We start from the raw sequence: 25,990 nt of genomic DNA on the forward strand, positions 1-25,990 counted from the left end.
TTCCAATGGGCTGCGATTTCCCCCTAAACTTTCCTACCATACAGACACGCGCCAACCTCCCGGAAACCTCGCCATGCACTTCGCCCCAGACTTCCCCGACGATCACGCCATGCGCCAGCTCATGGAACTGCTGCACGAAGAGATCGGCCTACCGGAACGCAAGACCATCCGCCTGGACACGGCGATCAATCTCGACTTGGGTTGCGATGGCGCGGATGCCCGGCATCTGATGGAGGCATTGGAGGAGCGGTTCGCCATCGAGCTCATCGACTACGACGCCTACCGCTATTTTCAGCCTGAGGGTTTTGATGTGTTTCAAAAGCGCAGGACCAAGGGCCGTGGGAACAAGATGCCACTGAGCATCGGCATGCTTTACAAGGCGATCAAGGCACAACGATGGGATACGCGGGAAGTAGAAGGGGCCTAGTCAACCTGGACGGCATAAGTGGCATTATTCTGACTGTAGTTCTCTATTTCAGGTGCAATAATGGCAGTTACTCTAGGTCGACGTTCATAAGCCTCGCAGGAGGATGGCGCCAGCCCCCGCCTACGACATGCACCCCTGTGCCACACGCCAATGGGCTGAAACTCAACATCACCGATGCGGACAACGCTCTGGATCTGGAGCTCGCGCTAGAGGCGGCTGGGTATTTTCGGGTCAACCACGCGGATGCCCTGGACATCATTGCACGGCTTCAAGAGGTGGTTAGTCAGGCCCGTACTGGCTGGGGCATTGGGACTGTCCAGGCGTGAGCAGGACAATATGGCGTCCGCGTTACACCTTTCACACACAAAATAGTTGCCACAAAAAAGCCGCCCTGATCAGGGCGGCTTTTTCATTCGCTAACCAAGCCTTACAGCTGTGGACCCGCCGCCTTGATCGCGTCGCTCACGTCGAACTTCTTGAAGTTCTCGGTGAACAGACCGGCCAATGCCTTGGCCGCTTCGTCGTAGGCCACTTTGTCGGCCCAGGTGTTGCGCGGGTTCAACAAACCAGTCTCGACGCCTGGAACCGCCAGCGGCACGTCCAGGTTGATGATGTCCAGGTGTTCGGTTTCAGCACCAATCAGCGCGCCGCTCTGGATCGCTGCGATCACCGCACGGGTGGTCGGGATGTTGAAGCGCTTGCCAACGCCGTAGCCGCCGCCGGTCCAGCCGGTGTTGACCAGGTAGACCTTGGAGCCGAAACCACGGATGCGCTTGATCAGCAGCTCAGCGTATTCACCGGCCGGGCGCGGAAAGAACGGGGCGCCGAAGCAGGTGGAGAAGGTCGACTTGATACCGCTGCCCGAACCCATTTCGGTCGAGCCCACCAGTGCGGTGTAGCCGGACAGGAAGTGATACGCGGCTTGTTCTTCGCTGAGGATCGACACCGGCGGCAGTACACCGGTCAGGTCGCAGGTCAGGAAGATCACGGCGTTTGGCTCGCCACCGAGGTTTTTCGGTGCGCGTTTTTCGATCAGCTCACGCGGGTAGGCGGCGCGGCTGTTCTGGGTCAGGCTGTCGTCGGCGTAGTCGGCTTTCTTGGTGATCGGGTCGATGACGACGTTTTCCAGGACGGCGCCGTGCTGGATGGCTTTCCAAATGACCGGCTCGTTCTTCTCGGACAGGTCGATGCACTTGGCATAGCAGCCGCCTTCGATGTTGAAGACCACGCCCACGCCCCAGCCGTGCTCGTCGTCACCGATCAGGTAACGGCTTTCGTCGGCGGACAGGGTGGTCTTGCCGGTGCCCGACAGGCCGAAGAACAGGGTCACATCGCCCTCTTCGCCCATGTTGGCGGCGCAGTGCATCGGCAGCACGTCAACAGCTGGCAGCAGGAAGTTCTGCACGGAGAACAGGGCTTTCTTCATTTCACCGGCGTAACGCATGCCGGCGATCAGCACTTTCTTGGCCGCAAAGTTGATGATCACGGTGCCATCGGAGTTGGTGCCGTCGCGCTCAGGCTCGCAGACGAAATTCGGCGCGTTGAGGATCTGCCATTCATCCTTGCCGCCGGCGTTGTATTGCTCGGGGTTGATGAACAGGCAACGGCCGAACAGGTTGTGCCACGCGGTCTCGGTGGTCATCTTGACCGGCAGGTAGTGCGCAGGATCGGAGCCTACATGTACGTGGGATACAAAACGCTCGCGCTCGCCCAAGTAGGCTTCGACGCGGTTCCACAGGGCGTCGAACTTGTCGGCCGGGAACTTGCGGTTGATCGGGCCCCAGGCGATGGCGTCCTGGGTGGTTGGCTCTTCCACAATGAAACGGTCGACTGGCGAGCGACCAGTACGATGACCGGTACGAACAACCAGCGCGCCAGTATCGGCAAGCTCGCCTTCACCGCGATTCAGGGCTTCTTTGACCAGATCATCGACACTCAGATCGGTGTACACGGCGTTATTGGCTTGCGTCATGAGATTCCCCATCGGCCCGTGGCCGAGTGCTCCAAACGTTTTGTAGTAGGAAGTCGCGCACTACTACCCGAAAAAAGTGGGCCGGATTATGCCAGAAAACCCCAAAAAGAGTAGGGCCCTCCCGTCAGTACGGCGTAAACCCGGCGTTTGCCAGGAGATTTACCTGCGCTGAAACGTTTTAGTGACGAGTATCTGACGGTGTGTCGACACCCGCACCGGCGAACAACTGCGCGATGTCCGCCGCGTCGAACAGGTAGCGCTCGTTGCAAAACTGGCAATCGATCTCGATGGCGCCGCCATGCTCGATCACCAGTTGCTGCGCATCTTCCAGACCCAGACTGACCAGCGCATTGGCGGAACGTTCACGAGAGCAACTGCATTGGAAGCGCAACGGCTGTCCGTCGAACAAACGTACCTGCTCCTCGTGATAGAGGCGATGCAGCACGGTTTCGTTGTCCAGGCTCAACAGCTCATCGGCGCTCAGGGTGCTGGCCAGAGCGGTGACGTGCTGCCAACTGGCGTCACGTTCTTCCGGGTCGCGCAGGCGATCGGCAGGCAATTGTTGCAGCAGCAAACCACGAGCGCGCCGCCCGTCGGCGTAGAGCCAGAAGCGGGTATTGGTCTGTTGGGACATGACGAAGTAGTTGGTGAAGCATTCAGCCAGGGTCGCGCCATCGAGATCGACGATGCCCTGGTAGCGCTTGCCATGGGTAGGGTCGACCGTCAGGGCCAGCACGCCGTCGGGCATCATGTCGGCCAGGGTCGCGTCGGGCGCGATCTGCTCGGCGTGATAACGGGCCAGGCCACGGATCTCACGTTCGCTGGAGCACTCGATCATCAGCAGCGGCACCGGCCCTTCGGAGCGTGCCTGGAGAATCAGCAAGCCATCGAACTTCAAGGTGCCCACCAACAACGCCGCAGCCGCCATCAGCTCGCCGAGCAATTGTGCGACCGGCTCCGGATAGGCGTGCTTGGCGAGGACTTCGGCGTAGCTACGCTCCAACGCCACCAGCTCGCCACGGGCGTCGCTGTCATCGAAGATGAAACGTTGGGTGTAGTCGGTATCCGGTAAATCAGTCATAGGGTCTGGTATCTGAGGTGATGACAAATGATGGCAGGCATTTTATGGGCATTCAGGGTGGGTTCCAAGCAAGGCTTGGGTTTGTCTGACAGGAAGGTACTGAAGCTTGCTCCCGCTGGATCGGAGGTACTGGCGTAGGAGCTGTCGAGTGCAACGAGGCTGCGATCTTTCCCCAGACAATTGAATCTCAAGCGAAAGATCAAAAGATCGCAGGCTTCGCCAGCTCCTACAGCGCCCAGCGGGATGACGGTGCTTTATTCACTGTTGCTGCCATGAAACTTGAACAGGTCCCGGCGCTGCTTCTTGCTCGGCTTGCCGTCGGTGCTGACCCCCAGGGCGCCGGCCTTGCGTTGCGCGGCAGCGGTTTCACGCTTGGCGATGCTGGCTTCGGTTTCGCGATACAGTGCCTGCGCTTCAGGCGCGCCGCGACGCACGATCGACAGGGCTTCGACCACCACGGTCTTTTCATCGAAGCCAATACGGATGACAAACTCATCGCCAACGCGTGGCTCCTTACCCGGCTTGCAACGCTCTCCCCGGTGATGGACCTTGCCGCTTTCGATGGCGGTCTTGGCCAGGGCCCGTGTCTTGTAGAATCGCGCCGCCCACAACCATTTATCGAGACGGACCTTGTCGTCCTCTTCCTTTTTTTGTGCCACTGCCATTCCTCTTTTCTGCCAATAGCCGCAACTGTACTACCGTTTTTGACGAGCGCACGAATCCGGCCCTACGGATAGAATGCCCGCCAAACCGCGTCCACACCCATGGCTTGGCTCGGAATCGGTCACAAGCACAAACAAGTGCGTAGATAACTGTCGCCATTTTGTGATTATTCTGCGTGAATACCGCGATTCGCGGAGTCCACGATCCGATGTACTGATCGCAGGTTTTTTTATTGAAGACTTTTGACCATTTGACCGTTGTCGGTCTGCGCGAGTGGGTGGCGCTCCCGGATCTGGGAGTCGTGGGCCTGCGGGCAAAAATCGACACCGGCGCCAGCACCTCCAGCCTGCATGCCACTGACATCGAGCCGTTCGAGCGCGATGGCGAAAAGTGGGTGCGCTTCACTGCGCACCTCGGCACCGTGGTGCAGTTGCGCCATCGCCGCTGCGAAGCCCCGCTGGTGGCCCGCAAGACAATAAAAAGCTCCAACGGCCACGCTCAGGTCCGCTACGTGATCAGCACCACGCTGGCACTGGGTGATCGGGTCTGGCGGGTCGAGTTCACCCTTGCCTGCCGCAAGTCCATGCGATACCGCCTGTTACTGGGTTCCAAAGCCTTGATCGACGGCCAACTGGTGGTCAATCCGGGTATCAAATACGTTCAAGACAAGCCGGCATTCCCGGCGTCCACTACCTCTGCCACAGGTGTTGCATGAAGATCGCTGTGCTGTCGCGTAATCCGCGTCTGTATTCCACTCGTCGCCTGGTTGAAGCCGGGACCGAACGAGGCCATGAAATGGTGGTGATCGATACCCTGCGCGCCTACATGAACATTGCCAGCCACAAACCGCAGATTCATTACCGTGGCAAGCCGCTGGAAGGGTTCGATGCGGTGATCCCGCGCATCGGCGCATCGGTGACGTTCTATGGCTGCGCCGTTTTGCGTCAGTTCGAAATGATGGGGGTGTTTCCCCTCAACGAGTCGGTGGCTATCGCCCGCTCCCGGGACAAGCTGCGCTCGCTGCAGTTGCTGTCACGGCGCGGGATTGGCCTGCCGGTAACCGGTTTTGCCCACTCCCCCGACGACATTCCCGACCTGATTGCGATGGTCAACGGCGCACCGCTGGTGATCAAGGTGCTGGAAGGCACCCAGGGCATCGGCGTGGTCTTGTGTGAAACCGCGACGGCGGCGGAGTCGGTGATCGAGGCGTTCATGGGCCTGAAGCAGAACATCATGGTCCAGGAGTACATCAAGGAAGCCGGTGGCGCGGACATTCGCTGCTTCGTGGTCGGCGACAAGGTGATTGCCTCGATGAAACGCCAAGCCAAACCCGGAGAGTTCCGCTCCAACCTGCATCGCGGCGGCAGTGCCAGCCTGATCAAGATCACGCCGGAAGAACGCATGACCGCCCTGCGGGCCGCAAAAGTCATGGGCCTGGCCGTGGCAGGTGTAGACATCCTGCGCTCAAACCACGGGCCGCTGGTGATGGAAGTCAACTCTTCGCCAGGCCTGGAAGGGATCGAGACCACCACGAGCAAGAACGTGGCAGGGATCATCATCGAGCATTTGGAAAAGAATGGCGGGCCGAACATGACCCGGACCAAGGGCAAGGGTTAACGCAACACAAAACCCTTTGGGAGTGTGCCTTTGTGGGAGCCGAGCTTGCTCGGCTCCCACAGGTTCTCTGTCTGACTTGAGAGAGACCGCTACACCGCATCCCGAGGCAACATCAAACCCAACGGCAATCGCACCCGAGCTTCCAGCCCGCCACCGACGCGGTTACGCAGCTCGACGTTGCCGCCGTGCATCGAGGCGATGCGCTTGACGATGGCCAGGCCCAACCCCGTACCCTTCCCGCCCCGGGCACGATCGCCGCGGGTGAAGGGGTTGAAAATGGCTTCCAACTCAGAGGAATCGATGCCGGCACCACGGTCCAAGACGCTCAGCACCACGTAAGGCGCGCTGGTGTCGCCAGAAACATAGGCCGCGACTTCGACGCCAGTGCCTGCGTGATTCAGAGCATTGCCGATCAGGTTGTTCAACAAACGCTTCATCGACACGCGGCGCAACGGGAACGCTTGGATTGGCTCCAGGCGCAGGTGTACTTTCTCATCGCTCTGGTTATAGGGCGCGGCCACCTCCCGCACCAACTCACTGAGGTCCACGTCCTCCACAGACTCGTCACGACCGTCGCGAATGAACGCCAGGAACTGGTCGAGAATCGCGTCCATGTCCTCGATGTCGCGGACCATCTCATCGGTCAGGTCGGTGTGCTCGCCCATCAACTCCAGCGACAACCGAAGCCGGGTCAGCGGCGTACGCAGGTCATGGGAGACGCCGGCGAGCATCAGTTCGCGCTCGCGCCCAGCCTGTTCGACATCCTCGGCCATCTGGTTGAAGGCACGGTAGACCTCGGTCATCTCGCTGGGCGTATCGCTGATGGGCAGCCGCACGCTGCGCCCCTGGCCCAGTTGGCGGGCGGCGTAGACCAGACGTTTCAGAGGCTGGTTGAGCTGGCTGACGAAGATCCACGCCGACGCCGTCGACAGCAGGCCGATGGCCAGGAACCAGCCGAGCACGTTCCAGATTTTCTGGCCGCGCAGCGGATGCGGGTACAAGGGCACTTTCAGCCAGCCATCCCCCAGGCTCGGGGCCCGCACCCAAAGCGCCGGCGGCGAGTGCATGCGCAATCGCACCTCGGTATCGGCGCCCAGTTCGGCCTGCATCTGGCGTTGATAGATCTCGCTGTAGGGCCAGTGCTGCTCGCCCTCCGGCACGCCGGCACCGACGACGCGGATCAGCGTTGCCGCCTCGGCAATTTTCGCCCGGTTGGTTTCGTCCGCCGCCCAATAGGCCCGCAGGGTCAAGGCAACACCGTGGCTGTACTGCCGGTCCACGAGAACGTCTTCGTTCATCAGCAGGTACACCAGCGTCAATGCCTTGGAGAAGAGCACGACGATCAGCACCAGCCAGAGGGTGCGGGAGAAGAAACTCTGGGGGAACCAAACGGGGGTTTTCATGAATAACCGCTACACACTTGCAGGAGCGAGCGATGCTCGCACAATGACAGACCGCGAGTCGCCTGGAAGAAGACATTTCAACCGGCCAAACCACCCGCTCCTACAAATCGCCGATCACTTGCTGGCGGCGCCATCCGGTACGAACACATAACCCACTCCCCAGACGGTCTGGATATACCGCGGTTTGGAAGGATCGGGTTCGATCATCCGGCGCAGGCGGGAAATCTGCACGTCAATGGAGCGTTCCAGCGCATCCCATTCACGACCACGGGCCAGGTTCATCAATTTGTCGCGGGTCAGCGGCTGGCGGGCATTCATCACCAGGGCCTTGAGCACCGCGAACTCACCCGTGGTGAGCATGTGGACCTGATCGCCGCGCTTGAGCTCGCGAGTGGCCAGGGACAGTTCATAGTCGCCGAAGGTCACGCTTTCATCTTCGCTACCCGGCGCACCAGGCACCGGCGCCGACTGACGACGCAGTACCGCCTTGACGCGGGCCATCAGCTCGTCGGGGTTGAACGGCTTGGCCAGGTAATCGTCGGCGCCCAGTTCAAGGCCCTTGATACGGCTCAATTCGTCGCCCTTGGCGGTGAGCATGATGATCGGGATCTGGTTGTTGGCGCCGCGCAGGCGGCGGCAGGCTGTCAGGCCGTCTTCACCGGGCAGCATCAGGTCGAGCACCACCAGGTTGAAAACCTCACGGGCCAGCAGTCGATCCATTTGCTCGGTGTTCGGTACGGTGCGGGCGCGGTAGCCCTTGCTGACGAAAAAGCGTTCCAGCAAGCTGCTCAGCCCCGGATCGTCGTCAACAATAAGAATTTTTTCGCCTTCAGCAGTTTGTGCGGTGCTGCTCATAGGAAGCTCCTTTGATCTTGGCGCGCATTATGGCCTAGCTGCCGTTATACGCACCGTGTGCATTGTTAGCAGATTTTTCCTCTAGCTCCACAAATCCGGGTATCAAACCTACAGACCACGACGCCCCCGAAGGACGGAACGCTGGTTATAATGCGCGGCCTTTTGTGCCAGGGAATGTCGGATCATTATCCCGGCGTATCGTTTTTTCCCCTTGGCCCGGCAGCACTTTTTGAATTTCGCGGGTCAACAGGCAGCCTGTTGACCCAGGCAGCGGCGCACGCCAGGCCGCTCAACCAGTCTCGCCGAGCCCTGTTTGCGCGGTGGCGAGCCTGATTTCACAATTTGTCAGGTGGTTTTATGGACAGCATCAACAGCCGCATCGCCGAGGAACTCGGCGTACGCCCACAACAGGTCGAAGCGGCCGTCACGCTACTCGATGAAGGCTCTACGGTGCCATTTATCGCCCGCTACCGGAAAGAAGTCACCGGCAGCCTCGATGACACCCAATTGCGTCATCTGGAAGAGCGTCTGCGCTACCTGCGAGAACTCGACGAACGGCGTATCAGCATCCTGGCCAGCATCCAGGAGCAGGGCAAGCTGACCCCGCAACTTGAGCGCGACATCAAGTTGGCCGACACCAAGACCCGCCTTGAAGACTTGTACCTGCCCTACAAGCAAAAGCGCCGCACCAAGGGCCAGATCGCCCTGGAAGCCGGCCTCGGCGAACTGGCCGACGGCTTGTTCAACGACCCGACCCTGGCCCCGGAAACCGAAGCCGCGCGCTTCGTCGATGCCGAAAAAGGCGTGGCGGACGTGAAAGCAGCGCTGGAAGGCGCCAAGTACATCCTCATGGAGCGTTTCGCCGAAGACGCCAACCTGCTGGAAAAACTGCGTAACTTCCTCAAACAGGAAGCCATTCTCAGCGCCCGGGTGATCGCCGGCAAGGAAGAGGAAGGCGCGAAGTTCCGCGACTACTTCGAACACGACGAACCGCTCAAGAGCATGCCGTCCCACCGTGCCCTGGCGATTTTCCGTGGCCGCAACGAAGGCATCCTCAGCTCCGCACTGAAAGTCGGTGAACAATTGCCCGGCACCATGCACCCGTGCGAAGGCATGGTCGGCCAGCAGTTCGGCATCCAGAACCAGAATCGCGCCGCCGACAAATGGCTGGCCGAGGTGGTGCGCTGGACCTGGAAGGTCAAGCTCTACACCCACCTGGAAACCGACCTGCTGGGCGAGTTGCGCGATAACGCCGAGACCGAGGCGATCAACGTGTTCGCCCACAACCTGCACGACCTGCTGCTGGCCGCCCCGGCCGGCCCACGCGCCACCCTGGGCCTGGACCCGGGTCTGCGCACCGGTTGCAAGGTGGCCGTGGTGGACTCCACCGGCAAGCTGCTGGACCACGCCACGGTCTACCCGCACGTGCCGCACAACAAGTGGGACCAGACCCTCGCCGTGCTCGCCGCGCTGTGCGCCAAGCATTCGGTGGACCTGATCGCCATCGGCAACGGCACCGCCAGCCGCGAGACCGACAAGCTGGCCGCCGAGCTGATCAAGAAATACCCCGCCATGAAGATGACCAAGGTCATGGTCTCCGAGGCCGGCGCTTCGGTTTACTCAGCGTCGGAACTGGCCTCCAAGGAGTTTCCGGACCTCGATGTATCGATCCGTGGCGCGGTGTCCATCGCCCGGCGCCTGCAGGACCCGCTGGCGGAGCTGGTGAAGATCGACCCCAAATCCATCGGTGTCGGCCAGTACCAGCACGACGTTTCCCAATTGAAACTGGCCCGTGGCCTGGACGCGGTGGTGGAAGATTGCGTGAACGCCGTGGGCGTGGACGTGAACACCGCGTCGGTGGCGCTGTTGGCGCGAATCTCCGGGCTGAACGCCACCCTGGCGCAGAACATCGTCACCCACCGTGACGAACACGGCGCGTTCAAGACCCGCGCCGCGCTGAAGAAAGTCCCGCGCCTGGGTGAAAAGACCTTCGAACAGGCCGCCGGCTTCCTGCGGGTCATGAACGGCGATAACCCGCTGGACTCGTCGGCGGTCCACCCTGAAGCCTACCCGCTGGTGCAAAGCATCGCCGCCCAGACCGACCGCGACATCCGTTCGCTGATCGGTGACGCCGGGTTCCTCAAACGCCTGGATCCGAAGAAATTCACTGACGAAACCTTCGGCCTGCCCACCGTCACCGACATCCTCCAGGAGCTGGAGAAACCGGGCCGCGACCCGCGCCCTGAGTTCAAGACCGCCGAGTTCCAGGACGGCGTCGAAGACCTCAAGGACCTGCAACCGGGCATGATCCTCGAAGGTGTGGTAACCAACGTCACCAACTTCGGTGCCTTCGTCGACATCGGCGTGCACCAGGACGGTCTGGTGCACATCTCGGCCTTATCCGAGAAGTTCATCAAGGACCCGCGCGAAGCGGTGAAGGCCGGTGATGTGGTGAAAGTGAAGGTCATGGAAGTCGACATCCCGCGCAAACGCGTCGGCCTGTCGATGCGCATGAGCGACACGCCGGGCGAAAAAGTCGACGGGGCCCGTGGTGCGCGTCCTGGCTCGACGCCACGCCAGTCGCAAAACACCGCGCCACGCAAGGAAACCGCCACCGCGGCACCCGCGAACAACGCCATGGCTTCTTTGTTCGCCAACGCCAAGCAGCTGAAGAAACGCTGATGGACGTGCCAGCCGGGTTGGTGGAGAGCGCCTTTTTCAAGCTGCTTGGCTGCCGTCTGCACAGCCTTGGGGACGGGGTGGCGCAAGTCGCCCTGGGCCTTGAGCCGCCGCTGCGCAATCGCGGCGGCAAGCTGCACGGCGGCGCGCTGTTCAGCCTGGTGGACATCGCCATGGGACTGGCCTGCTCCAGCGTCCATGGCTTTGACCAGCAAAGCGCGACCATCGAATGCAAGATCAACTACATTCGCGCCGTGTCCGACGGCGACGTGTTGTGCACCGCCCGGGTCATCCACCCCGGCCGGCGCACGCTGGTGGTCGAGGCCGAGGTGATGCAAGGCGACAAACTGGTCGCAAAAGCGCAAGGCACGTTCGCTGTCCTATAGCTCCCTGTCATCGATTTGAGTTAATTTCGATGCCATGAATGCCGCGCCGAAACCCCTTGTGGGAGCGAGCCTGCTCGCGATAGCGGTGGACCAGTCAATATAAAAGTTGACTGACAGACCGCTATCGCGAGCAGGCTCGCTCCCACAGGGGGTGTGATGATTGTCTTTGGCAGCATGAAAACCAGGCGAAAACGCCAGTTTTAACTTCACCCTTGTAGACCGTCTTGCCCACCCCCATATTGGGGCGACTGACGCGTGAAGGAATTCAACTTGAGCGACCTTTTAAACCGCCGCCTGGCCCTGCTCGGCGAGCGCGCCAACCTCTCTCTGCTCGAACAGTGCCTGCACGGCATCGAGCGTGAATGCCTGCGCGTCACCGGCAATGGGCACTTGGCGCCGACCCCGCACCCCAAGGCCCTGGGTTCGGCGTTGACCAACGAACAGATCACTACCGACTATTCCGAGTCGCTGCTGGAGTTCATCACACCGGCCCTGGCCAACCCGGCCGATACCCTGAGCAGCCTCGACAAGATCCACCGGTTTGCCTACAGCAAACTGGGCGACGAGTACCTGTGGAGCCCTTCGATGCCGTGCCCACTGCCGGCGGAAGAGGACATCCCGATCGCGTATTACGGCACCTCGAATATCGGTCGGCTCAAGTACGTCTATCGCCAGGGCCTGGCCCTGCGCTACGGCAAGAGCATGCAATGCATTGCCGGGATCCACTACAACTTTTCCCTGCCGGAAAAGCTCTGGCCCCTGCTCCGGCAGGCCGAGGGCATCGAGGCCAGCGACCGTGACTTCCAGTCGTCGGCCTACATCGCACTGATCCGAAATTTCCGCCGCTACAGCTGGTTGCTGATGTACCTGTTCGGTGCCTCGCCGGCCCTGGACGCCGGTTTCCTGCGGGGTCGCCCGCACCAGTTGGAACAACTGGACCCGGACACCTTGTACCTGCCCTACGCCACCAGCCTGCGCATGAGCGACCTGGGTTACCAGAGCAACGCCCAGGCCGGCCTCACGCCTTGCTACAACGACCTGGCCAGCTACACCGACAGCCTGCGCAAAGCGGTGGCGACACCTTATGCGCCGTACGTCGAAGCCGGCACCCACCAAAACGGCGAGTGGGTGCAGCTCAACACCAACATCCTGCAGATCGAAAACGAGTACTACTCCAACATCCGCCCCAAACGCGTGACCTACACCGGCGAGCGGCCGATCCAGGCCTTGATGGCCCGGGGTATCCAGTACGTCGAAGTGCGTTGCCTGGACATCAACCCTTTCCTGCCAATGGGTATCGACCTCACCGAGTCGCGGTTCCTCGATGCGTTCCTGCTGTATTGCGGCCTTAATGACAGCCCGCAGCTGGAAAACAACGAATGCAGCAACGCCACGAGTAACTTCCTGACCGTGGTCAAGGAAGGCCGCAAGCCGGGTCTGCAATTGCAGCATCAGGGTCAGTCAGTGGACATGCAGGCCTGGGCCGTCGAATTGCTGGAAAAAATCGCGCCGCTGGCCTCGCTGCTCGATCAGAGCCAAGGTGGCGATGCCCACCGCCAGGCGCTGGATGCACAAGTGGCGAAAGTCCGTGATCCGTCCCTCACGCCCTCCGCCCAAGTGCTGGCCGCCATGGCCAAGCACCAGGAAAGCTTCTCCCAGTTCTCCCTGCGCCAAAGCAAGGCCCACGCTGAGTTCTTCCGCGCCGAGCCTCTGCCCGCCCAGGCACAGGCGGCATTCGAAAAAACCGCCCGAGAGTCACTGGTCCAGCAAACTGAGCTGGAGCAGAACGAAGTGGGGGACTTCGACGTGTTCGTGGGTTCGTATCAGGCGAGCATCCTGGCAATCAGCAACTGACCCCTCTTTGACGAGGACGCTTCGCTGGACTGCACTGTAGGAGCTGCCGAAGGCTGCGATCTTTTGATCTTTTGATCTTCTGATCTTCTGATCTTTCGCTTGAGATTCAAGTGGCTGGGGGAAGATCGCAGCCTCGTTGCACTCGACAGCTCCTACGCGGTTCCGGCACGGTAGGGCGTTACTCAGCCGACGAAGGTTTCTCCCAAAGATTAATTCCGCCTTCCTGGGCAAACCGATCGATCTGCGCCAGTTCTTCAGCACTGAAGCTCAGGTTCTGCAACGCCCCGACGTTCTCGATGACTTGCTCCGGCCGGCTCGCGCCGATCAGCGCACTGGTCACGCGTGGATCGCGCAGGGTCCAGGCCAAGGCCATTTGCGCCAGGCTTTGGCCGCGCCGCTGGGCGATCTCATTGAGGGCGCGTACATGGGCGATGTTTTCCTCCGACAGGTGCGAGGCTTGCAGCGAGCCACCGCCCGGACGGTTCACCCGCGCATCGGCCGGAATACCCTTGAGGTACTTATCGGTCAACAGGCCCTGGGCCAGTGGCGTGAAAGCGATCACACCGGTGCCCAGTTCGTCGGTGGCGTCCAGCAGGTCCGTTTCCACCCAGCGGTTGAGCAGGTTGTAGGCCGGCTGATGAATCAGCAGCGGGACTTTCCACTCGTTGAGCAGCGTCGCCATTTCCCGGGTTTTCACCCCTGAATACGAGGAAATGCCGATGTACAGCGCCTTCCCCTGCTGTACGGCAGTGGCCAGTGCGCTGGCGGTTTCTTCCAGTGGGGTATCGGGGTCGAAGCGGTGGGAATAAAAGATATCCACATAGTCCAGCCCCAGGCGTTGCAGGCTCTGGTCGAGGCTGGCGAGCACGTATTTACGCGAGCCACCGCCCTGGCCGTAGGGGCCCGGCCACATGTCCCAACCGGCCTTGCTGGAGATGATCAACTCATCGCGGTACTGCTTGAAATCTTCGCGCAGCAACCGGCCGAAATTGATCTCGGCGCTGCCGTAGGGAGGGCCGTAGTTGTTTGCCAGGTCGAAGTGGTTGATGCCCAGGTCAAACGCCGTGCGCAGCAAGGCGCGCTGGGTATCGATGGGCGTGCTGTCGCCAAAGTTGTGCCACAACCCCAGCGACAGCGCCGGCAGCACCAGCCCGCTGCGACCGACGCGGCGATAAGGAATGGACTCGTAGCGGTTTTGCGCAGCGGTGTAGGTCATCGAAAGGCTCTCTGTTCGGACGCTGGTGGCAGAAGCTAACACTTCACAGACGCATCGGGGATTTCGTAATCGGTCATGGGCTTCATTTCAGGCCCGCCTGTTTCAATATGCTATTGATCGTGCCTCTGGGCAGATCGGCGTCTGGGTGTTTGCAGCTCTGCCGGAAAACTCTAGCTGCGAAAGATGAGTTCGATACACACAACACACACCCTGAAAAAGACTGGCTCAACTCTCCAGCCAATGCGTCGCCATCACCACTCGGTCATTGCGCCTGCGCAAACGCCTCCGCCAACCAATCCACAAACACGCGCACACGCGGCGACATGAGCCGGTTGTGCGGATAAAGCACCGACACCGGCATGGACGGCGGTGGGGTGGCGGTGAGGACTTCCTGGATCAGGCCCTGCTGGATCTGCTCTTCCATTCGGTAATGCGGGCATTGGATCAAGCCCAGGCCGGCGATGGCCGAGGCGGCATAGATTTCGGCGCCGGACACCGACAGCGAGCCCCCGATCGGTACCTCCTTGAGCTCGCCATCGACCATGAACTCAAACGGATACAGTTTGGCGGTGGTCCGAGAGACGTAGTTCACCGCTCTGTGATGTTTCAAGTCATCGAGGCTTTTCGGCTCACCGTACTGGCGCAGGTAAGCGGGACTGGCACAGGTAATCTGCCGAAGATTGGCGACACGTCGACCGATCAATGACGAATCCGCCAGCGCACCGGAGCGCAGCACGCAATCGACGCCTTCGGCGATCAGATCGACGAAACGATCCGCCTCGCTGATGAACAGGTCTATTTCGGGATAGCGGGCCATGAATTGCGGCAACGCCGGTATCACGAAGTGCCGAGCCTGGGTTCCGTGCAAGTCCACCCTCAGCTTGCCTTTGGGCGCCACGCCGCGAAACGCCAGTTCGGCTTCTTCAAGTTCCGCCAGCAATTGCACGCAGCGTGGGTAATAGGCTTCGCCATCGAGGGTCGGGCGCACTTTGCGGGTGCTGCGTTCCAACAAGCGAACACCCAGCCAGGCTTCGAATTGATTGAGGGTGTGGGTCATCGTCGCCCGTGGCATGTTCAAGTCTTCGGCGGCCAGGGTGAAACTGCTTCGCTCGTAGATGCGCACGAACACCTTCATCGCTTTGACTTGATCCATCTGAAACCGGCGCCTTTATTGTTAGCGATTGTTGAACAGTCAAGGCAACTTTCCGGCATTTATCGCCGAGAGTAAACATGTGAGCCTGGCCTCACCCACTTCAAGAGGACTCAACTATGCCGACTCAAACATCCAAAGTTGCCATCATCACCGGCGCGTCCCGCGGCATCGGTGCCGAAATCGCCAAGCAACTGGCCAGCGAAGGTTTCGCCGTCGTCATCAACTACGCCAACAGCGCCAGTGAGGCGTCCAAGTGGGTGGTGCAATTGCGCCAGGCCGGCCACCAGGCCATAGCGGTGAAGGCCGACGTGTCCTCTGCCGCCGATGTCCGTAGGCTGTTCGATGAAACCGAAGCGCAACTGGGCAAGGTCGATGTGTTGATCAACAACGCCGGTATCCTCCAGGTGATGCCTCTGGCGCAGCACAGCGACGAACTGTTCGACCAGACGTTCGCCATCAACACCCGTGGCACCTTCAATACCCTGCGCGAAGCCGCGACCCGCTTGAACGACGGCGGCCGGATCGTGAACTTTTCCAGTAGCACCGTGGGCCTGAACCTGCCCGGCTACTCGGTGTACATCGCCAGCAAGGCCGCAGTGGAATCCCTGACCCAGGTGTTCGCCAAGGAACTGCGCGGGCGGCAGATCACGGTCAACGCCGTGGCCCCCGGCCCCGTCGCCACCGAACTGTTCATGCACGGTAAGAGTGAAGAGCAGGTGCAGCACTACGCCAAGATGCCGCCCCTGGAACGCCTCGGCCAGCCACAAGACATTGCCAGCATCATCGCATTCCTGGTGAGCCCGGCTGCCGGCTGGGTGAACGGGCAGATCCTGCGGGCCAACGGTGGGCTGGTCTGAGGTTTCTTCGTCGCCAACCAAACCGCTCCGCCCGGAGCAGGCTCGCTCCCACAGGGTTACGTGATTGCCTTGTGGGAGCGAGCCTGCTCACGATGGGGTCGGCACGGTGGCACGTTGGTCAGCGCACCAAATGCAGGAACTGCAGATGACGCTCGTACTGGTCGAGGATGTCGTTGATGACTTGCTCCTTGGTGTAGCCCACCAGGTCGTAATCCTGGCTGCCTTCGCTCAAGTGCACCTCGGCACGGTAGTAACGACGGTTGTTGAGTTCCTTGGAGCCCATACCACCCCGGGCGAAGGACGGCGTGAAGTAGCCGCGCATCTGCACCTGGTAGATGAATGGATGCTGCTCGCCGTGACCGATCTCCAGGCTGACACTGTCGTTGGCCGGGTCAGGCTGAGTCACCACCGCCAGGCCTTTTTCGACGAACACCGCCGTCACCTCTTCAATGGCCGGGCGCACCGTGGTGTTGAGGAAACGGTACACCTCATCACGGGACGGAAAATGCACCGCCTGGCTTAAGCGTTGGCGCCAGCCGCCCGTGCCCCGGCGTGAATCCGACACCGGCGCCAGGGAGTGCAATTGCGCGATTTGCTTCTGCGACTCCAGGTAGAACGCCTTGTGCAGTCCCCACATCATCAGCAACAGAATCAACGAGAACGGCAAGGACGTCAGCACCACCGCCGACTTCAAGGCATCGATGCTGCCGGAGAACAGCAACGCACTGGTCACCAAGGCCGTCATCGCCCCCCAGAACACCCGCAGCCATTTCGGCCCGTCCTCATCGGGGTTGCCGCCCTTGGCCGACAACGTCGACAGCACCACGGTGCCCGAGTCGGCGGACGTGACGAAGAACACGAAGCTGATGAACACAGTGACCGCGATGACGGTCTTGCTCCAGGGGTAGGTTTCCAGCAGCAGGTAAAGGCTCATCGATGGGTTTTCCAGAGCGGACATGCCCAGGGCACTCATGCCGTGGTTCAGCACTTGGTCGATGGCGCTGTTGCCGAAGATCGACATCCACGCCAAGGTGAAACCCAGGGGAATCAGCAGCACGCCAAACACGAACTCACGGATGGTGCGGCCACGGGAAATCCGTGCGATGAACAGCCCCACGAACGGCGACCACGCGATCCACCAGGCCCAGTAAAACACCGTCCAGCCGCCCAGCCAGTCGCTAGGTTCATTGTAGGCGTACAGGTCAAAGCTCTTCATCGGCAGGGCGCCGAGGTAATCGCCGATGTTCTGGATCAAGGTGTTGAGTAAATGCTGGGTGGGCCCGGCGAACAGCACGAACAGTAACAATGCGCAGGCCAGCAGCATGTTGATATCGGACATGACCCGCACGCCCTTGTCGACACCGGCCACCGCCACAATGATCGCCGAGCCCATCATCAGCACGATCAGGCCGACCTGAATCCACTGGGTATGGGCGATGCCGAACAGGTAGTCGAGCCCGGAATTGAGGTGCAGCACACCAAAGCCCATGTCCGCGCCGAGGCCAAACACCGTGGCGATTATGCCGAAGCCGTCCACGGCGTAACCGATGGGGCCGTTGATGCGCTTGCCGATCAGCGGATACAGCGCCGAACGCAGGGCCAGCGGCAAATTGTGCCGGTAGGCGAAGTACGCCAGGGCCATACCGACGAACGCGAAAACACCCCAGCCGTGCAGCCCCCAGTGCAAGAACAGGATCTGCATGGCCTGGCGCGCCGCCTCGGCGGTACCAGCCTCGCCCTGGGGCGGCTGGACCATGTGGGTCAGTGGCTCGGACACGCAGAAGAAAAACAGGGTGATACTGATGCCGGCGGCGAACAGCATGCCGGCCCAGGACAGGTAACTGAATTCGGGTTCGTCGTGGTCGGCACCGAGCTTGATCTTGCCGTAGCCGGACAAGGCGGTGACCACCACGAAGACCAGATACAGCGTCATCGCCAACAGGTAGTACCAGCCGACCGTATTGGCCGCCCAGTTCTGCGCCGCCAACAACCAGGCGCCGGCCTGGGCGGGCATGGCAATCACCACCAGGCCGAACAACAAGATAAAGGTCGCGGCGAAGTAAAAGACCGGCGGGTTCATACGGACCAGGCCGCTGGATGGAAGGGGCGAGGTACTCATGAAACCAGCACCTCGGGAAAAAGAATCCGGGTGGTCGAAAATGGACTCGGCAAAGGCAAGCCTCCTGTTGTGAGCGGGCAGCAAACCGACGGTTTAACTTGAATGAACGTTCAAGTTAAACATAAATAGCTAGCTAAGGACCAATCGCAGGGCTTGATAGCACGCTTGCTACACCAACCTACGGGAGGGTATGACGTTGCCTGGAAGGCATTCGTTCATTAGCGCCAAGCCCGCTCCCCCAGATCAAGTACAGGGCAAACCGACGACGTGTCGCCAGATCCACGCTCAAACAAAAACATGCCGGTTGCCCCTGAATATCGGCGTGCCTATAGTCCAGGCATCGCCTACAACCAGTACGGACCCATGATCAAAGAACAGCTGTCTCGCTTTAACCGTCTCGACCTGCTCGGCCATCCGACACCGCTGGAAAAACTTGACCGCCTCTCCACCTGGCTCGGCCGGGACATCTATATCAAGCGTGACGACCTGACGCCCTTGGCCATGGGTGGCAACAAACTGCGCAAGCTCGAATACCTGGCCGCCGACGCCATCGCCCAAGGCGCCGATACCCTCATCACCGCCGGGGCGATCCAGTCCAACCATGTGCGCCAGACCGCAGCCCTGGCCGCGAAACTGGGCCTGGGCTGCGTGGCCTTGCTGGAAAACCCCATCGGCACCGAAGATAGCAATTACCTGGGCAACGGCAACCGGCTGCTGATGGAGTTGTTCGACGCCAAGGTCGAGTTAGTGGACCACCTGGACAACGCCGATGAGCAGCTACAAGCCCTGGCCGGTCGCCTGCGCAGCAACGGGAAAAAACCCTATCTGGTGCCAATAGGTGGTTCGAACGCCTTGGGCGCGCTGGGTTATGTGCGCGCCGGCCTGGAACTGGCCGAGCAGATCAAGGACACCGGAATTGAATTCGCCGCCGTGGTACTGGCCTCCGGCAGTGCCGGCACCCACAGTGGCTTGGCGCTGGCGCTGAGTGAAGCCCTGCCGGCGCTGCCTGTCATCGGCGTCACGGTTTCGCGCAGCGAGGAGGACCAGTTTCCGAAGGTCCAGGGCCTGGCCGAGCGCACCGCAGCGTTGCTCGAAGTCGCCCTTCCAGAAGCGTTCAAAGTGAACCTGTGGGACGAATATTTCGCCCCCCGCTACGGTGAACCGAACGCCGGGACACTGGCGGCGGTCAAGTTGCTGGCCAGCCAGGAAGGCCTGCTGCTCGATCCGGTCTACACCGGCAAGGCCATGGCCGGCCTGCTCGACGGCATGGGTCGTGACCGTTTCGACGATGGCCCGATCATCTTCCTGCACACCGGCGGCGCACCGGCGTTGTTTGCCTATAATGCGGCGTTCTGAGATGTCGGGGGGAACCTCTATATGGGCGTGAGCCTGCTCGCGATAGCGGTGGATCAGCCACGATCAATTTGGCTGACAGACCCTCGCGAGCAAGCTCGCTCCCACAGGAGAACCCATTGGATTTTGGAATATGTGGATGATTTAATATTATTTTCCAATCTATAAAAGCCATCCTATAGTCTCGCCGCAGGCGCATTTGCCGCAAGACGCCCAAGCTGCTTTAAGGCAGGATGTGGCAATCTTTTCGGATCGCGGCTACGCCGTCGCTCAGCCAAAATAACCTCTTCATAAGAAAACACAGGGGCTTGTCATGAATTTTTCCGCATTACGTCGCAACCTGTTGCTAGGTTCGCTGGGCCTGGCATTGAGCGCCGGGCTGTTGGGGCAAGCAGTTGCCGGTGAGCAACTGCAGAAAATCAAGGACACCGGCGAAATCAAGATCGGCTTGGAAGGCACGTATCCACCGTTCAGTTTCGTTGATGACAGCGGCAAACTGTCCGGCTTCGAAGTGGAGTTCTCCGAAGCCCTGGCCAAGGAACTGGGGGTGAAAGTCAAACTGCAAACGACCCCTTGGGCCGGCATTCTCGCGGCCCTGGAATCCAAGCGTCTGGACGCAGTGGTCAACCAGGTGACCATCTCCGAGGAACGTAAGAAAAAGTACGATTTCTCCGAGCCGTACACCGTCTCCGGGATTCAAGCGCTGGTACTGACCAAGAAAGCCGACGAGCTGAACATCAAGAAGGCCGCCGACCTGGACGGAAAAAAAGTCGGCGTGGGCCTTGGCACCAACTACGAACAGTGGGTCAAGGCAGAAGTACCGGGCGCCCAAGTCAAAACCTACGATGACGACCCAACCAAGTTCCAGGACCTGCGCGTCGGTCGTATCGATACCATCCTGATCGACCGCCTGGCCGCACTGGAATACGCCAAGAAAGCCAAGGACACCACGGTGACCAGCGAAGCCTTTTCGCGCCAGGAGTCCGGTATTGCCCTGCGTAAGGGCGAGCCAGAGTTGCTGGCAGCCGTGAACAAGGCGATCGAGAAACTGCGCGCCGACGGTACGCTGAAAGAGCTTTCGGAAAAATACTTCAGCGCTGACGTTACCCAATAATGGAAGCTGCTCTTCAACTCGCACTGGATTCCGCGCCCTTCCTGCTCAAGGGCGCGTATTACACGGTCATCCTCAGCCTGGGCGGTATGTTTTTCGGCTTGCTGCTGGGGTTCGGCCTGGCGCTGATGCGCCTGTCGCGCTTCAAACTGGTGAACTGGATCGCCCGCATCTACGTGTCGTTCTTTCGCGGCACGCCGTTGCTGGTGCAGTTGTTCGTGATCTATTACGGGTTGCCGCAACTGGGCATCGAGCTGGATCCGCTACCGGCGGCCCTGATCGGTTTCTCGCTGAACATGGGCGCCTACGCGTGTGAAATCCTGCGGGCCGCCATCAGCTCCATCGAGCGCGGCCAGTGGGAAGCGGCGGCAAGCATCGGCATGACCCGCGCCCAGACCCTGCGCCGGGCCATCCTGCCGCAAGCGGCACGCACGGCCCTGCCACCGCTGGGCAACAGCTTCATTTCCCTGGTCAAGGACACCGCGCTGGCGGCAACCATCCAGGTACCGGAGCTGTTCCGCCAGGCGCAGTTGATCACCGCGCGAACCTTCGAAATCTTCACCATGTACCTTGCCGCCGCGCTGATCTATTGGGTTCTGGCCAGCGTGCTCTCGCACCTGCAGAACGTCCTGGAAGCCCGGGTCAATCGGCATGACCAGGAGTCCTGACCCATGATTGTCGTGGAAAAACTGACAAAGCAGTTCAAGGGTCAGGTGGTGCTCAACGGCATCGACTTGAAGATCGAAGAAGGCGAAGTGGTTGCGATCATCGGCCCCAGCGGCTCGGGCAAGACGACGTTCCTGCGCTGCCTGAATTTCCTCGAAGAGCCTACCAGCGGCCGGATCAAGGTCGGCGACATCGAGATCGATGGCAGTCGCCCGCTAAACCAGCAACAGGGCCTGGTGCGCCGCTTGCGCCAGCAGGTGGGCTTCGTGTTCCAGAACTTCAACCTGTTTCCCCATCGCACCGCCTTGGAAAATGTCACTGAAGGCCCGCAAGTGGTGAAGAAAGTTCCCCGTGCCGAAGCCGAAGCCCTGGGGCGCAAGCTCTTGGCCAAGGTCGGCTTGGCCGGCAAGGAGGACGCCTATCCACGGCGCCTTTCCGGCGGTCAGCAACAGCGCGTGGCGATAGCCCGAGCGTTGGCGATGGAGCCGGCGGTCATCCTGTTCGACGAGCCGACCTCGGCCCTCGATCCGGAGCTGGTAGGCGAGGTGCTGGCAACCATTCGCGGCTTGGCCGAAGAAAAACGCACCATGGTCATCGTGACCCACGAAATGGGCTTCGCCCGAGACGTGGCCAACCGCGTGGTGTTCTTCGACAAAGGCGTGATCGTCGAACAAGGCGAAGCCAAGGCCTTGTTTGCAGCACCCAAGGAAGAACGCACGCGACAGTTCCTCAGCAAGTTCCTCTCCGCCGGACACGGCACCCAGTAAGTTATGGGGAGCGCCATCACTTCCAAGGATGGAAGTGAGGCCGCCACAACACATTCAAGACACTACCGTCATAAATTTGAGCACAAAGAAACAACGTGCGACTTGCGCCCCACTCAACATCCTCGACCGTTTTATGTGCGGCATGGACCTACCTCTCGTAACACTTCCTCTGAGCCCAAGCCCCTGCCTTTTTTAGTCTTAAGACGCTCTCCGGAGCACTTTTCAAAAACCTGCGAGCCTGGGAAAATGGCTTGTGATGCCGCGCATTATTAACACGAGTGCGTAGGATATTTCTGAAGCCTTTAACATTGAATTATTAAGCAAGTGCCTCTATTGACACTGAAACTATTGAGCCCTTATCTAGTGTCCAACAGGCGATGCACATTATTTATGTTCTGCTCAGTGATTAAGCACAATCCGCCTACATGACTGTACACATAAAGATATCTCGCAATTAGTCGTTGCCGTTGATCTTCCCGAAACGGACTTCGTTTTCAAGCATCAAGGAGAACACCATGACATGTAAGTCGAAGAGTTCCGAATTGGCTGCACCCACCTTGGCCAACGCCCACCCCACCGGCATCAATATCGCCAACGCCGCTCACCTGGAGGTTGCCATTGCGCCCTACCCCGGTATGGACGCCGGCGACCTGATCGAACTGTTCTGGGACAACTGCTACGTCGGCTCGCGCTTGCTGTCGCACGCCGATGCGCAAGACCGCGTCACCCTGCGGGTCCCGGAGAGTTTCATCGTCGATGGGATTTCGCGCATCCACTATCGGGTGATGCAGGTCGGGCGTGGGCCGGCGCTATCCGCCAAGCAACGGGTACACGCAAAGCTCGATTGCCCTGGCGGGCAGCCGTCGCCCCTGAGCGGCGATGAAAACCAAAGCCTGGCCCCAGTGCGCATTCCCGACACGATCCGACGCCAAGGGGTGAACCCCAACCAGATCAAGCGCGGCGTACCACTGACCATCGAACCCTACCTGAACATGGCCGCCGGTGATGCCGTGACCCTGCGCTGGGGCGATGTGCGCATGGACCTGCCTGCCGTTACCGCCAGCGACGTCGGCCAGCCAATCCATATCTGGGTCCCGCCGCAGATCATCCTGGAGGCAGGAGAAGACCTGCGCCTGGAAGTGACCTATTGCATCCTCGACCGTGTGGGCAACAACTCCCACTGGGCACCGCCACGGACGTTGAAGATCGGTTGCGCCAATCCGTATCTGAACAACCCGCCGAAAGAACCCCTCCTGGCGGCCGAGTCACGTCACCGAACGTGAATACCCTAAAGAAGCTTTTTGTCGCGTGGGGATAAATCCCCTCGCTACAACATCACCCGGCAAAAGCCCGCTAGCCGCAGTCCTAAAAGTTAGTTCAAAAAATAATATAAACGCGTTTAAGGTATATAGACCGGATCACCGGACATTCTCGATTTTCGCTCGCCGCATTCAACGCGGCGTTTTCTTGAGATGTGAGGTGGGTATGGAACGGAACACGATCACTCCAGTGCAATACGCCAAGGCCCTGCCTAGATTGCCGTGGCCGAAACGGCTGCCTGGGCCAAGCATGCCGAGTACCTGAGCTACGCCAGCGCCGAGGCCGGCGTGGCGCATTTTGCCGCATCGACGGGAATCGATTTTTCCCAGTACGTGGACGTCATCGACCTGGTGATTCCCGAGTTGCAACGACGCGGCTCGTACAAAACCGAATACGACAACGGCACCCTGCGCGAAAAGCTGTTTCACGCACTGGCCCATCTACCCCAACAACACACGGGCTCGACCCACCGGTAGACCAAGGATCTTGCGGTATAGTCGGCTGACGCTCCCCACCTAAGCCCACGATCATGAAACGCACCACCGAAGACTTGCACGCCATCACTGCCACGACCCTGGGCCATTACAACGCCGTGGCAGAAAGCTTTCGCGAAGGCACCCGCGATCACGATGTCAGCCAGAACATCGACGCCCTGCTGCGCCATATCCAGGGCCAGGCACCGTTGCACATCCTGGATTTCGGCTGCGGCCCGGGGCGCGACCTGCGGACATTCACGGCCCTGGGCCACGTCGCGGTCGGCCTCGACGGTTCAGAAGCGTTTGCCCGGATGGCGCACCAGGACAGCGGCTGCGAGGTGTGGCAACAGGACTTCCTGGAACTCGACCTACCGGCCGAGCGCTTTGACGGGATTTTCGCCAACGCGGTGCTGTTTCATGTGCCCGTCCAGGAACTGCCGCGGGTGCTCAAGCAACTGCACGCCACCCTCAAGCCCGACGGCGTACTGTTCAGCTCAAACCCTCGAGGCGAAAACCAGGAGGGCTGGAACGGCCAGCGCTTCGGCGCCTACCACGACCTCGCGGCCTGGCGCACGCTGCTCGGCGACGCAGGCTTCGTGGAACTGGAGCATTACTACCGACCGGCGGGGCTGCCGCGGGAGCAACAGCCTTGGTTGGCGAGTGTCTGGCGTAAACCCTGAAGACAGACTCGTCTGAACCGGTTAAATGCTGAACCCTGGCGAAGAACTTACTCCCACTGAGCTCTGTAGGCGCCTGCGATCTTTTGATCTTTTGATCTTTCGCTTGAGATTCAAGTGTCCTTGGAAAGATCGCAGCCTCGTTGCACTCGTCAGCTCCTACAGCCCCAACCACTTCTGCGACAACCGCTCCAGCCTTCCATCATCCTTGATACGCGTCAGGGCGTTGTCCAGGCTGGACTTGAAGGCCGGGTTGCCCTTCTGGAACGGAATCACCAGGCTCGGCGCCGGGTCGTTCTTTTTTTCTGGCTGGAATGACTGCGCCATGACCAACGGGCGTGGCGTCTCATCCTTGCTCGCCAGCAGTTGTGCATCCGGATGGCTGTAAGCAGCACTGAGATCGAAACGTTCCGCCAGTTCCGGGGTCATTGCTATGTGGTTGATGGCGACGTCGTACTTGCCGCTCTCCACCCCGCTCATCAGGTCCCCGGCATCAGTGACCACGAAGTCGGGGCGTACATCGAGCTCACTGGCAAGCATTTCGCCCAGTTCCACTTCGAAACCGGTGAGTTTGCCGTCTTCCTTGAAGTTGAAGGGCGCGGTGTTGGCCTCGAGGGCAATGCGCAGTTCGCCACGGTCATTGATGTCATCGATCAGTTCGGCATGAGCCAGGGGACTCAAAAGGGGTAGCAGGCAAATCAGGCCAGGCAGAAAGCGCATGGTCACTCCTTTGTATTTAGCGACGCCCGTTTCAGCCGCGCTTTGCTATGGTTGTTGCAAGCTTCGACAACGATTGGTCATGAAGTTGTCATGGCCAGGCGGATTTCATGGAAAAACTGGAGAAAAAAATGCAAAGCTTTATGTCTCGTGCCACGTTGGCCGGCCTGTTATTGGGCGCCTCGATGCTGGCAACCGCCGCGACCTCGGCACCCGAAGGTGCAAAAGTGTTCATCGTTTCCCCGGCAGACGGCGCCACCGTCGCCCAAGAGTTCACGGTCAAGTTCGGCGTCAAGGAGATCGCCCTGGCCCCGGCCGGCGATGTGACCAAAAATACTGGCCATCACCATTTGCTCATCGATGTCGACAAACTGCCTGCCGCTGGCGCGCCGATTCCAAACGACGCCAACCACATGCACTTCGGCAAGGCACAAACCCAGGCCGACATCAAACTGGCCCCGGGCAAGCACACCTTGCAATTGATCCTGGGTGACAGCGGCCACATGCCGTTCGATCCGTCGATCGTGTCCGAGAAAATCACGGTAAACGTGAAGTAACAGCCCTGGCCGACACACCACCACCCTTCAGGGTTTTGATGTTGCGTCAGGCAAAAAAAACGGG

General features: G+C 60.3%; 23 protein-coding genes and 1 pseudogene. 15 read left to right on the top strand and 9 right to left on the bottom strand.

All coding sequences use genetic code 11. The features are described from left to right. Nucleotides 1-73 precede the first annotated feature (73 nt). A complete protein-coding gene (locus tag AACY31_RS02240) occupies nucleotides 74-427 on the top strand; it encodes a DUF1493 family protein (protein WP_339481408.1) in 354 nt (117 codons plus the stop codon). A gap of 427 nt (nucleotides 428-854) precedes the next feature. Here AACY31_RS02240 and AACY31_RS02250 read toward each other — a convergent pair whose 3' ends face one another. The 3 genes from AACY31_RS02250 to AACY31_RS02260 form a co-directional block, all read right to left on the bottom strand. Beyond that, nucleotides 855-2,399 carry a phosphoenolpyruvate carboxykinase gene (locus AACY31_RS02250; protein ID WP_339481406.1) on the bottom strand — a complete coding sequence of 515 codons (1,545 nt, stop codon included), beginning with the start codon at nucleotides 2,397-2,399 and terminating at the stop codon, nucleotides 855-857. Between the two features lie 178 nt (nucleotides 2,400-2,577). After that, a complete protein-coding gene (gene hslO, locus AACY31_RS02255) occupies nucleotides 2,578-3,480 on the bottom strand; it encodes an Hsp33 family molecular chaperone HslO (protein ID WP_339481404.1) in 903 nt (300 codons plus the stop codon). 254 nt (nucleotides 3,481-3,734) lie between these two features. After that, the gene (locus AACY31_RS02260; protein WP_339481403.1) at nucleotides 3,735-4,139 is read right to left on the bottom strand and encodes an RNA-binding S4 domain-containing protein; all 405 of its coding nucleotides are present in this window, start codon (nucleotides 4,137-4,139) and stop codon (nucleotides 3,735-3,737) included. Between the two features lie 236 nt (nucleotides 4,140-4,375). Between AACY31_RS02260 and rimB the strand changes: the two genes are divergently transcribed. Further along, the gene (gene rimB, locus AACY31_RS02265; protein ID WP_445261512.1) at nucleotides 4,376-4,858 is read left to right on the top strand and encodes a retropepsin-like aspartic endopeptidase RimB; all 483 of its coding nucleotides are present in this window, start codon (nucleotides 4,376-4,378) and stop codon (nucleotides 4,856-4,858) included. After that, nucleotides 4,855-5,760 (top strand): 30S ribosomal protein S6--L-glutamate ligase, encoded by a 906-nt coding sequence (rimK, locus tag AACY31_RS02270; RefSeq protein ID WP_003196697.1) that lies wholly within the window; start codon nucleotides 4,855-4,857, stop codon nucleotides 5,758-5,760. Before rimB ends, rimK begins: the two co-directional genes overlap by 4 nt. An 89-nt stretch (nucleotides 5,761-5,849) precedes the next feature. Here the strand turns inward: rimK and AACY31_RS02275 are convergent, their stop codons facing one another. Beyond that, on the bottom strand, nucleotides 5,850-7,163 hold the full coding sequence (locus AACY31_RS02275; protein ID WP_339481402.1) for an ATP-binding protein: 1,314 nt from the start codon (nucleotides 7,161-7,163) through the stop codon (nucleotides 5,850-5,852). A 114-nt stretch (nucleotides 7,164-7,277) separates the two neighbouring features. Further along, nucleotides 7,278-8,018, bottom strand: coding sequence for an osmolarity response regulator transcription factor OmpR (gene ompR / locus AACY31_RS02280; RefSeq protein ID WP_339481400.1), 741 nt, complete (start codon nucleotides 8,016-8,018; stop codon nucleotides 7,278-7,280). Between the two features lie 357 nt (nucleotides 8,019-8,375). Between ompR and AACY31_RS02285 the strand changes: the two genes are divergently transcribed. From AACY31_RS02285 to gshA, 3 genes are all read left to right on the top strand, one after another. Then, a complete protein-coding gene (locus tag AACY31_RS02285) occupies nucleotides 8,376-10,700 on the top strand; it encodes a Tex family protein (protein WP_339481398.1) in 2,325 nt (774 codons plus the stop codon). Next, nucleotides 10,700-11,083 (top strand): PaaI family thioesterase, encoded by a 384-nt coding sequence (locus AACY31_RS02290; protein WP_092169213.1) that lies wholly within the window; start codon nucleotides 10,700-10,702, stop codon nucleotides 11,081-11,083. The genes AACY31_RS02285 and AACY31_RS02290 overlap by 1 nt, the downstream gene beginning before the upstream one ends. A 270-nt stretch (nucleotides 11,084-11,353) precedes the next feature. Further along, nucleotides 11,354-12,937, top strand: coding sequence for a glutamate--cysteine ligase (gshA, locus tag AACY31_RS02295; protein WP_339481395.1), 1,584 nt, complete (start codon nucleotides 11,354-11,356; stop codon nucleotides 12,935-12,937). 178 nt (nucleotides 12,938-13,115) lie between these two features. On the opposite strand, the gene mgrA is transcribed toward gshA, so the two are convergent. Both mgrA and AACY31_RS02305 read right to left on the bottom strand, forming a co-directional pair. Next, on the bottom strand, nucleotides 13,116-14,153 hold the full coding sequence (gene mgrA / locus AACY31_RS02300) for an L-glyceraldehyde 3-phosphate reductase (RefSeq protein ID WP_339481394.1): 1,038 nt from the start codon (nucleotides 14,151-14,153) through the stop codon (nucleotides 13,116-13,118). 262 nt (nucleotides 14,154-14,415) lie between these two features. Beyond that, the gene (locus AACY31_RS02305) at nucleotides 14,416-15,306 is read right to left on the bottom strand and encodes a LysR family transcriptional regulator (protein ID WP_339481392.1); all 891 of its coding nucleotides are present in this window, start codon (nucleotides 15,304-15,306) and stop codon (nucleotides 14,416-14,418) included. Between the two features lie 116 nt (nucleotides 15,307-15,422). Between AACY31_RS02305 and AACY31_RS02310 the strand changes: the two genes are divergently transcribed. Next, entirely contained in the window at nucleotides 15,423-16,163 is a 741-nt protein-coding gene (locus AACY31_RS02310; protein ID WP_339481390.1) for an SDR family oxidoreductase, read from the top strand. Nucleotides 16,164-16,281: 118 nt separating this feature from the next. Here the strand turns inward: AACY31_RS02310 and betT are convergent, their stop codons facing one another. Further along, on the bottom strand, nucleotides 16,282-18,243 hold the full coding sequence (betT, locus tag AACY31_RS02315; protein WP_339481460.1) for a choline transporter BetT: 1,962 nt from the start codon (nucleotides 18,241-18,243) through the stop codon (nucleotides 16,282-16,284). Between the two features lie 402 nt (nucleotides 18,244-18,645). Here betT and AACY31_RS02320 point away from each other — a divergent pair, with 402 nt between their 5' ends. The 7 genes and pseudogenes from AACY31_RS02320 (at nucleotide 18,646) to AACY31_RS02350 (ending at nucleotide 24,655) form a co-directional block, all read left to right on the top strand. Then, complete coding sequence (locus tag AACY31_RS02320; RefSeq protein ID WP_339481389.1) at nucleotides 18,646-19,638, top strand: D-cysteine desulfhydrase; 993 nt, start codon at nucleotides 18,646-18,648, stop codon at nucleotides 19,636-19,638. Between the two features lie 310 nt (nucleotides 19,639-19,948). Further along, nucleotides 19,949-20,749, top strand: coding sequence for a cystine ABC transporter substrate-binding protein (gene tcyJ / locus AACY31_RS02325; RefSeq protein ID WP_339481388.1), 801 nt, complete (start codon nucleotides 19,949-19,951; stop codon nucleotides 20,747-20,749). Continuing rightward, nucleotides 20,749-21,414 carry a cystine ABC transporter permease gene (gene tcyL / locus AACY31_RS02330; RefSeq protein WP_339481387.1) on the top strand — a complete coding sequence of 222 codons (666 nt, stop codon included), beginning with the start codon at nucleotides 20,749-20,751 and terminating at the stop codon, nucleotides 21,412-21,414. Before tcyJ ends, tcyL begins: the two co-directional genes overlap by 1 nt. 3 nt (nucleotides 21,415-21,417) lie before the next feature. Next, entirely contained in the window at nucleotides 21,418-22,179 is a 762-nt protein-coding gene (tcyN, locus tag AACY31_RS02335; protein WP_339491386.1) for an L-cystine ABC transporter ATP-binding protein TcyN, read from the top strand. 515 nt (nucleotides 22,180-22,694) lie between these two features. Further along, nucleotides 22,695-23,462 (top strand): hypothetical protein, encoded by a 768-nt coding sequence (locus AACY31_RS02340; protein WP_339503796.1) that lies wholly within the window; start codon nucleotides 22,695-22,697, stop codon nucleotides 23,460-23,462. 252 nt (nucleotides 23,463-23,714) lie between these two features. Beyond that, nucleotides 23,715-23,975 (top strand): annotated as a pseudogene (locus tag AACY31_RS02345) (hypothetical protein); the annotation flags it as partial. A gap of 53 nt (nucleotides 23,976-24,028) precedes the next feature. Then, the gene (locus tag AACY31_RS02350) at nucleotides 24,029-24,655 is read left to right on the top strand and encodes a class I SAM-dependent methyltransferase (RefSeq protein WP_339481383.1); all 627 of its coding nucleotides are present in this window, start codon (nucleotides 24,029-24,031) and stop codon (nucleotides 24,653-24,655) included. Nucleotides 24,656-24,811: 156 nt separating this feature from the next. On the opposite strand, the gene AACY31_RS02355 is transcribed toward AACY31_RS02350, so the two are convergent. Then, nucleotides 24,812-25,372 carry a transporter substrate-binding domain-containing protein gene (locus AACY31_RS02355; RefSeq protein ID WP_339481381.1) on the bottom strand — a complete coding sequence of 187 codons (561 nt, stop codon included), beginning with the start codon at nucleotides 25,370-25,372 and terminating at the stop codon, nucleotides 24,812-24,814. Nucleotides 25,373-25,500: 128 nt separating this feature from the next. Between AACY31_RS02355 and AACY31_RS02360 the strand changes: the two genes are divergently transcribed. Beyond that, a complete protein-coding gene (locus AACY31_RS02360) occupies nucleotides 25,501-25,926 on the top strand; it encodes a DUF4399 domain-containing protein (protein ID WP_339503798.1) in 426 nt (141 codons plus the stop codon). Nucleotides 25,927-25,990 lie beyond the last annotated feature (64 nt).

The sequence above is a fragment of the Pseudomonas sp. RL_105y_Pfl2_101 genome (assembly GCF_963970585.1).
Classification (GTDB): Bacteria; Pseudomonadota; Gammaproteobacteria; order Pseudomonadales; family Pseudomonadaceae; genus Aquipseudomonas.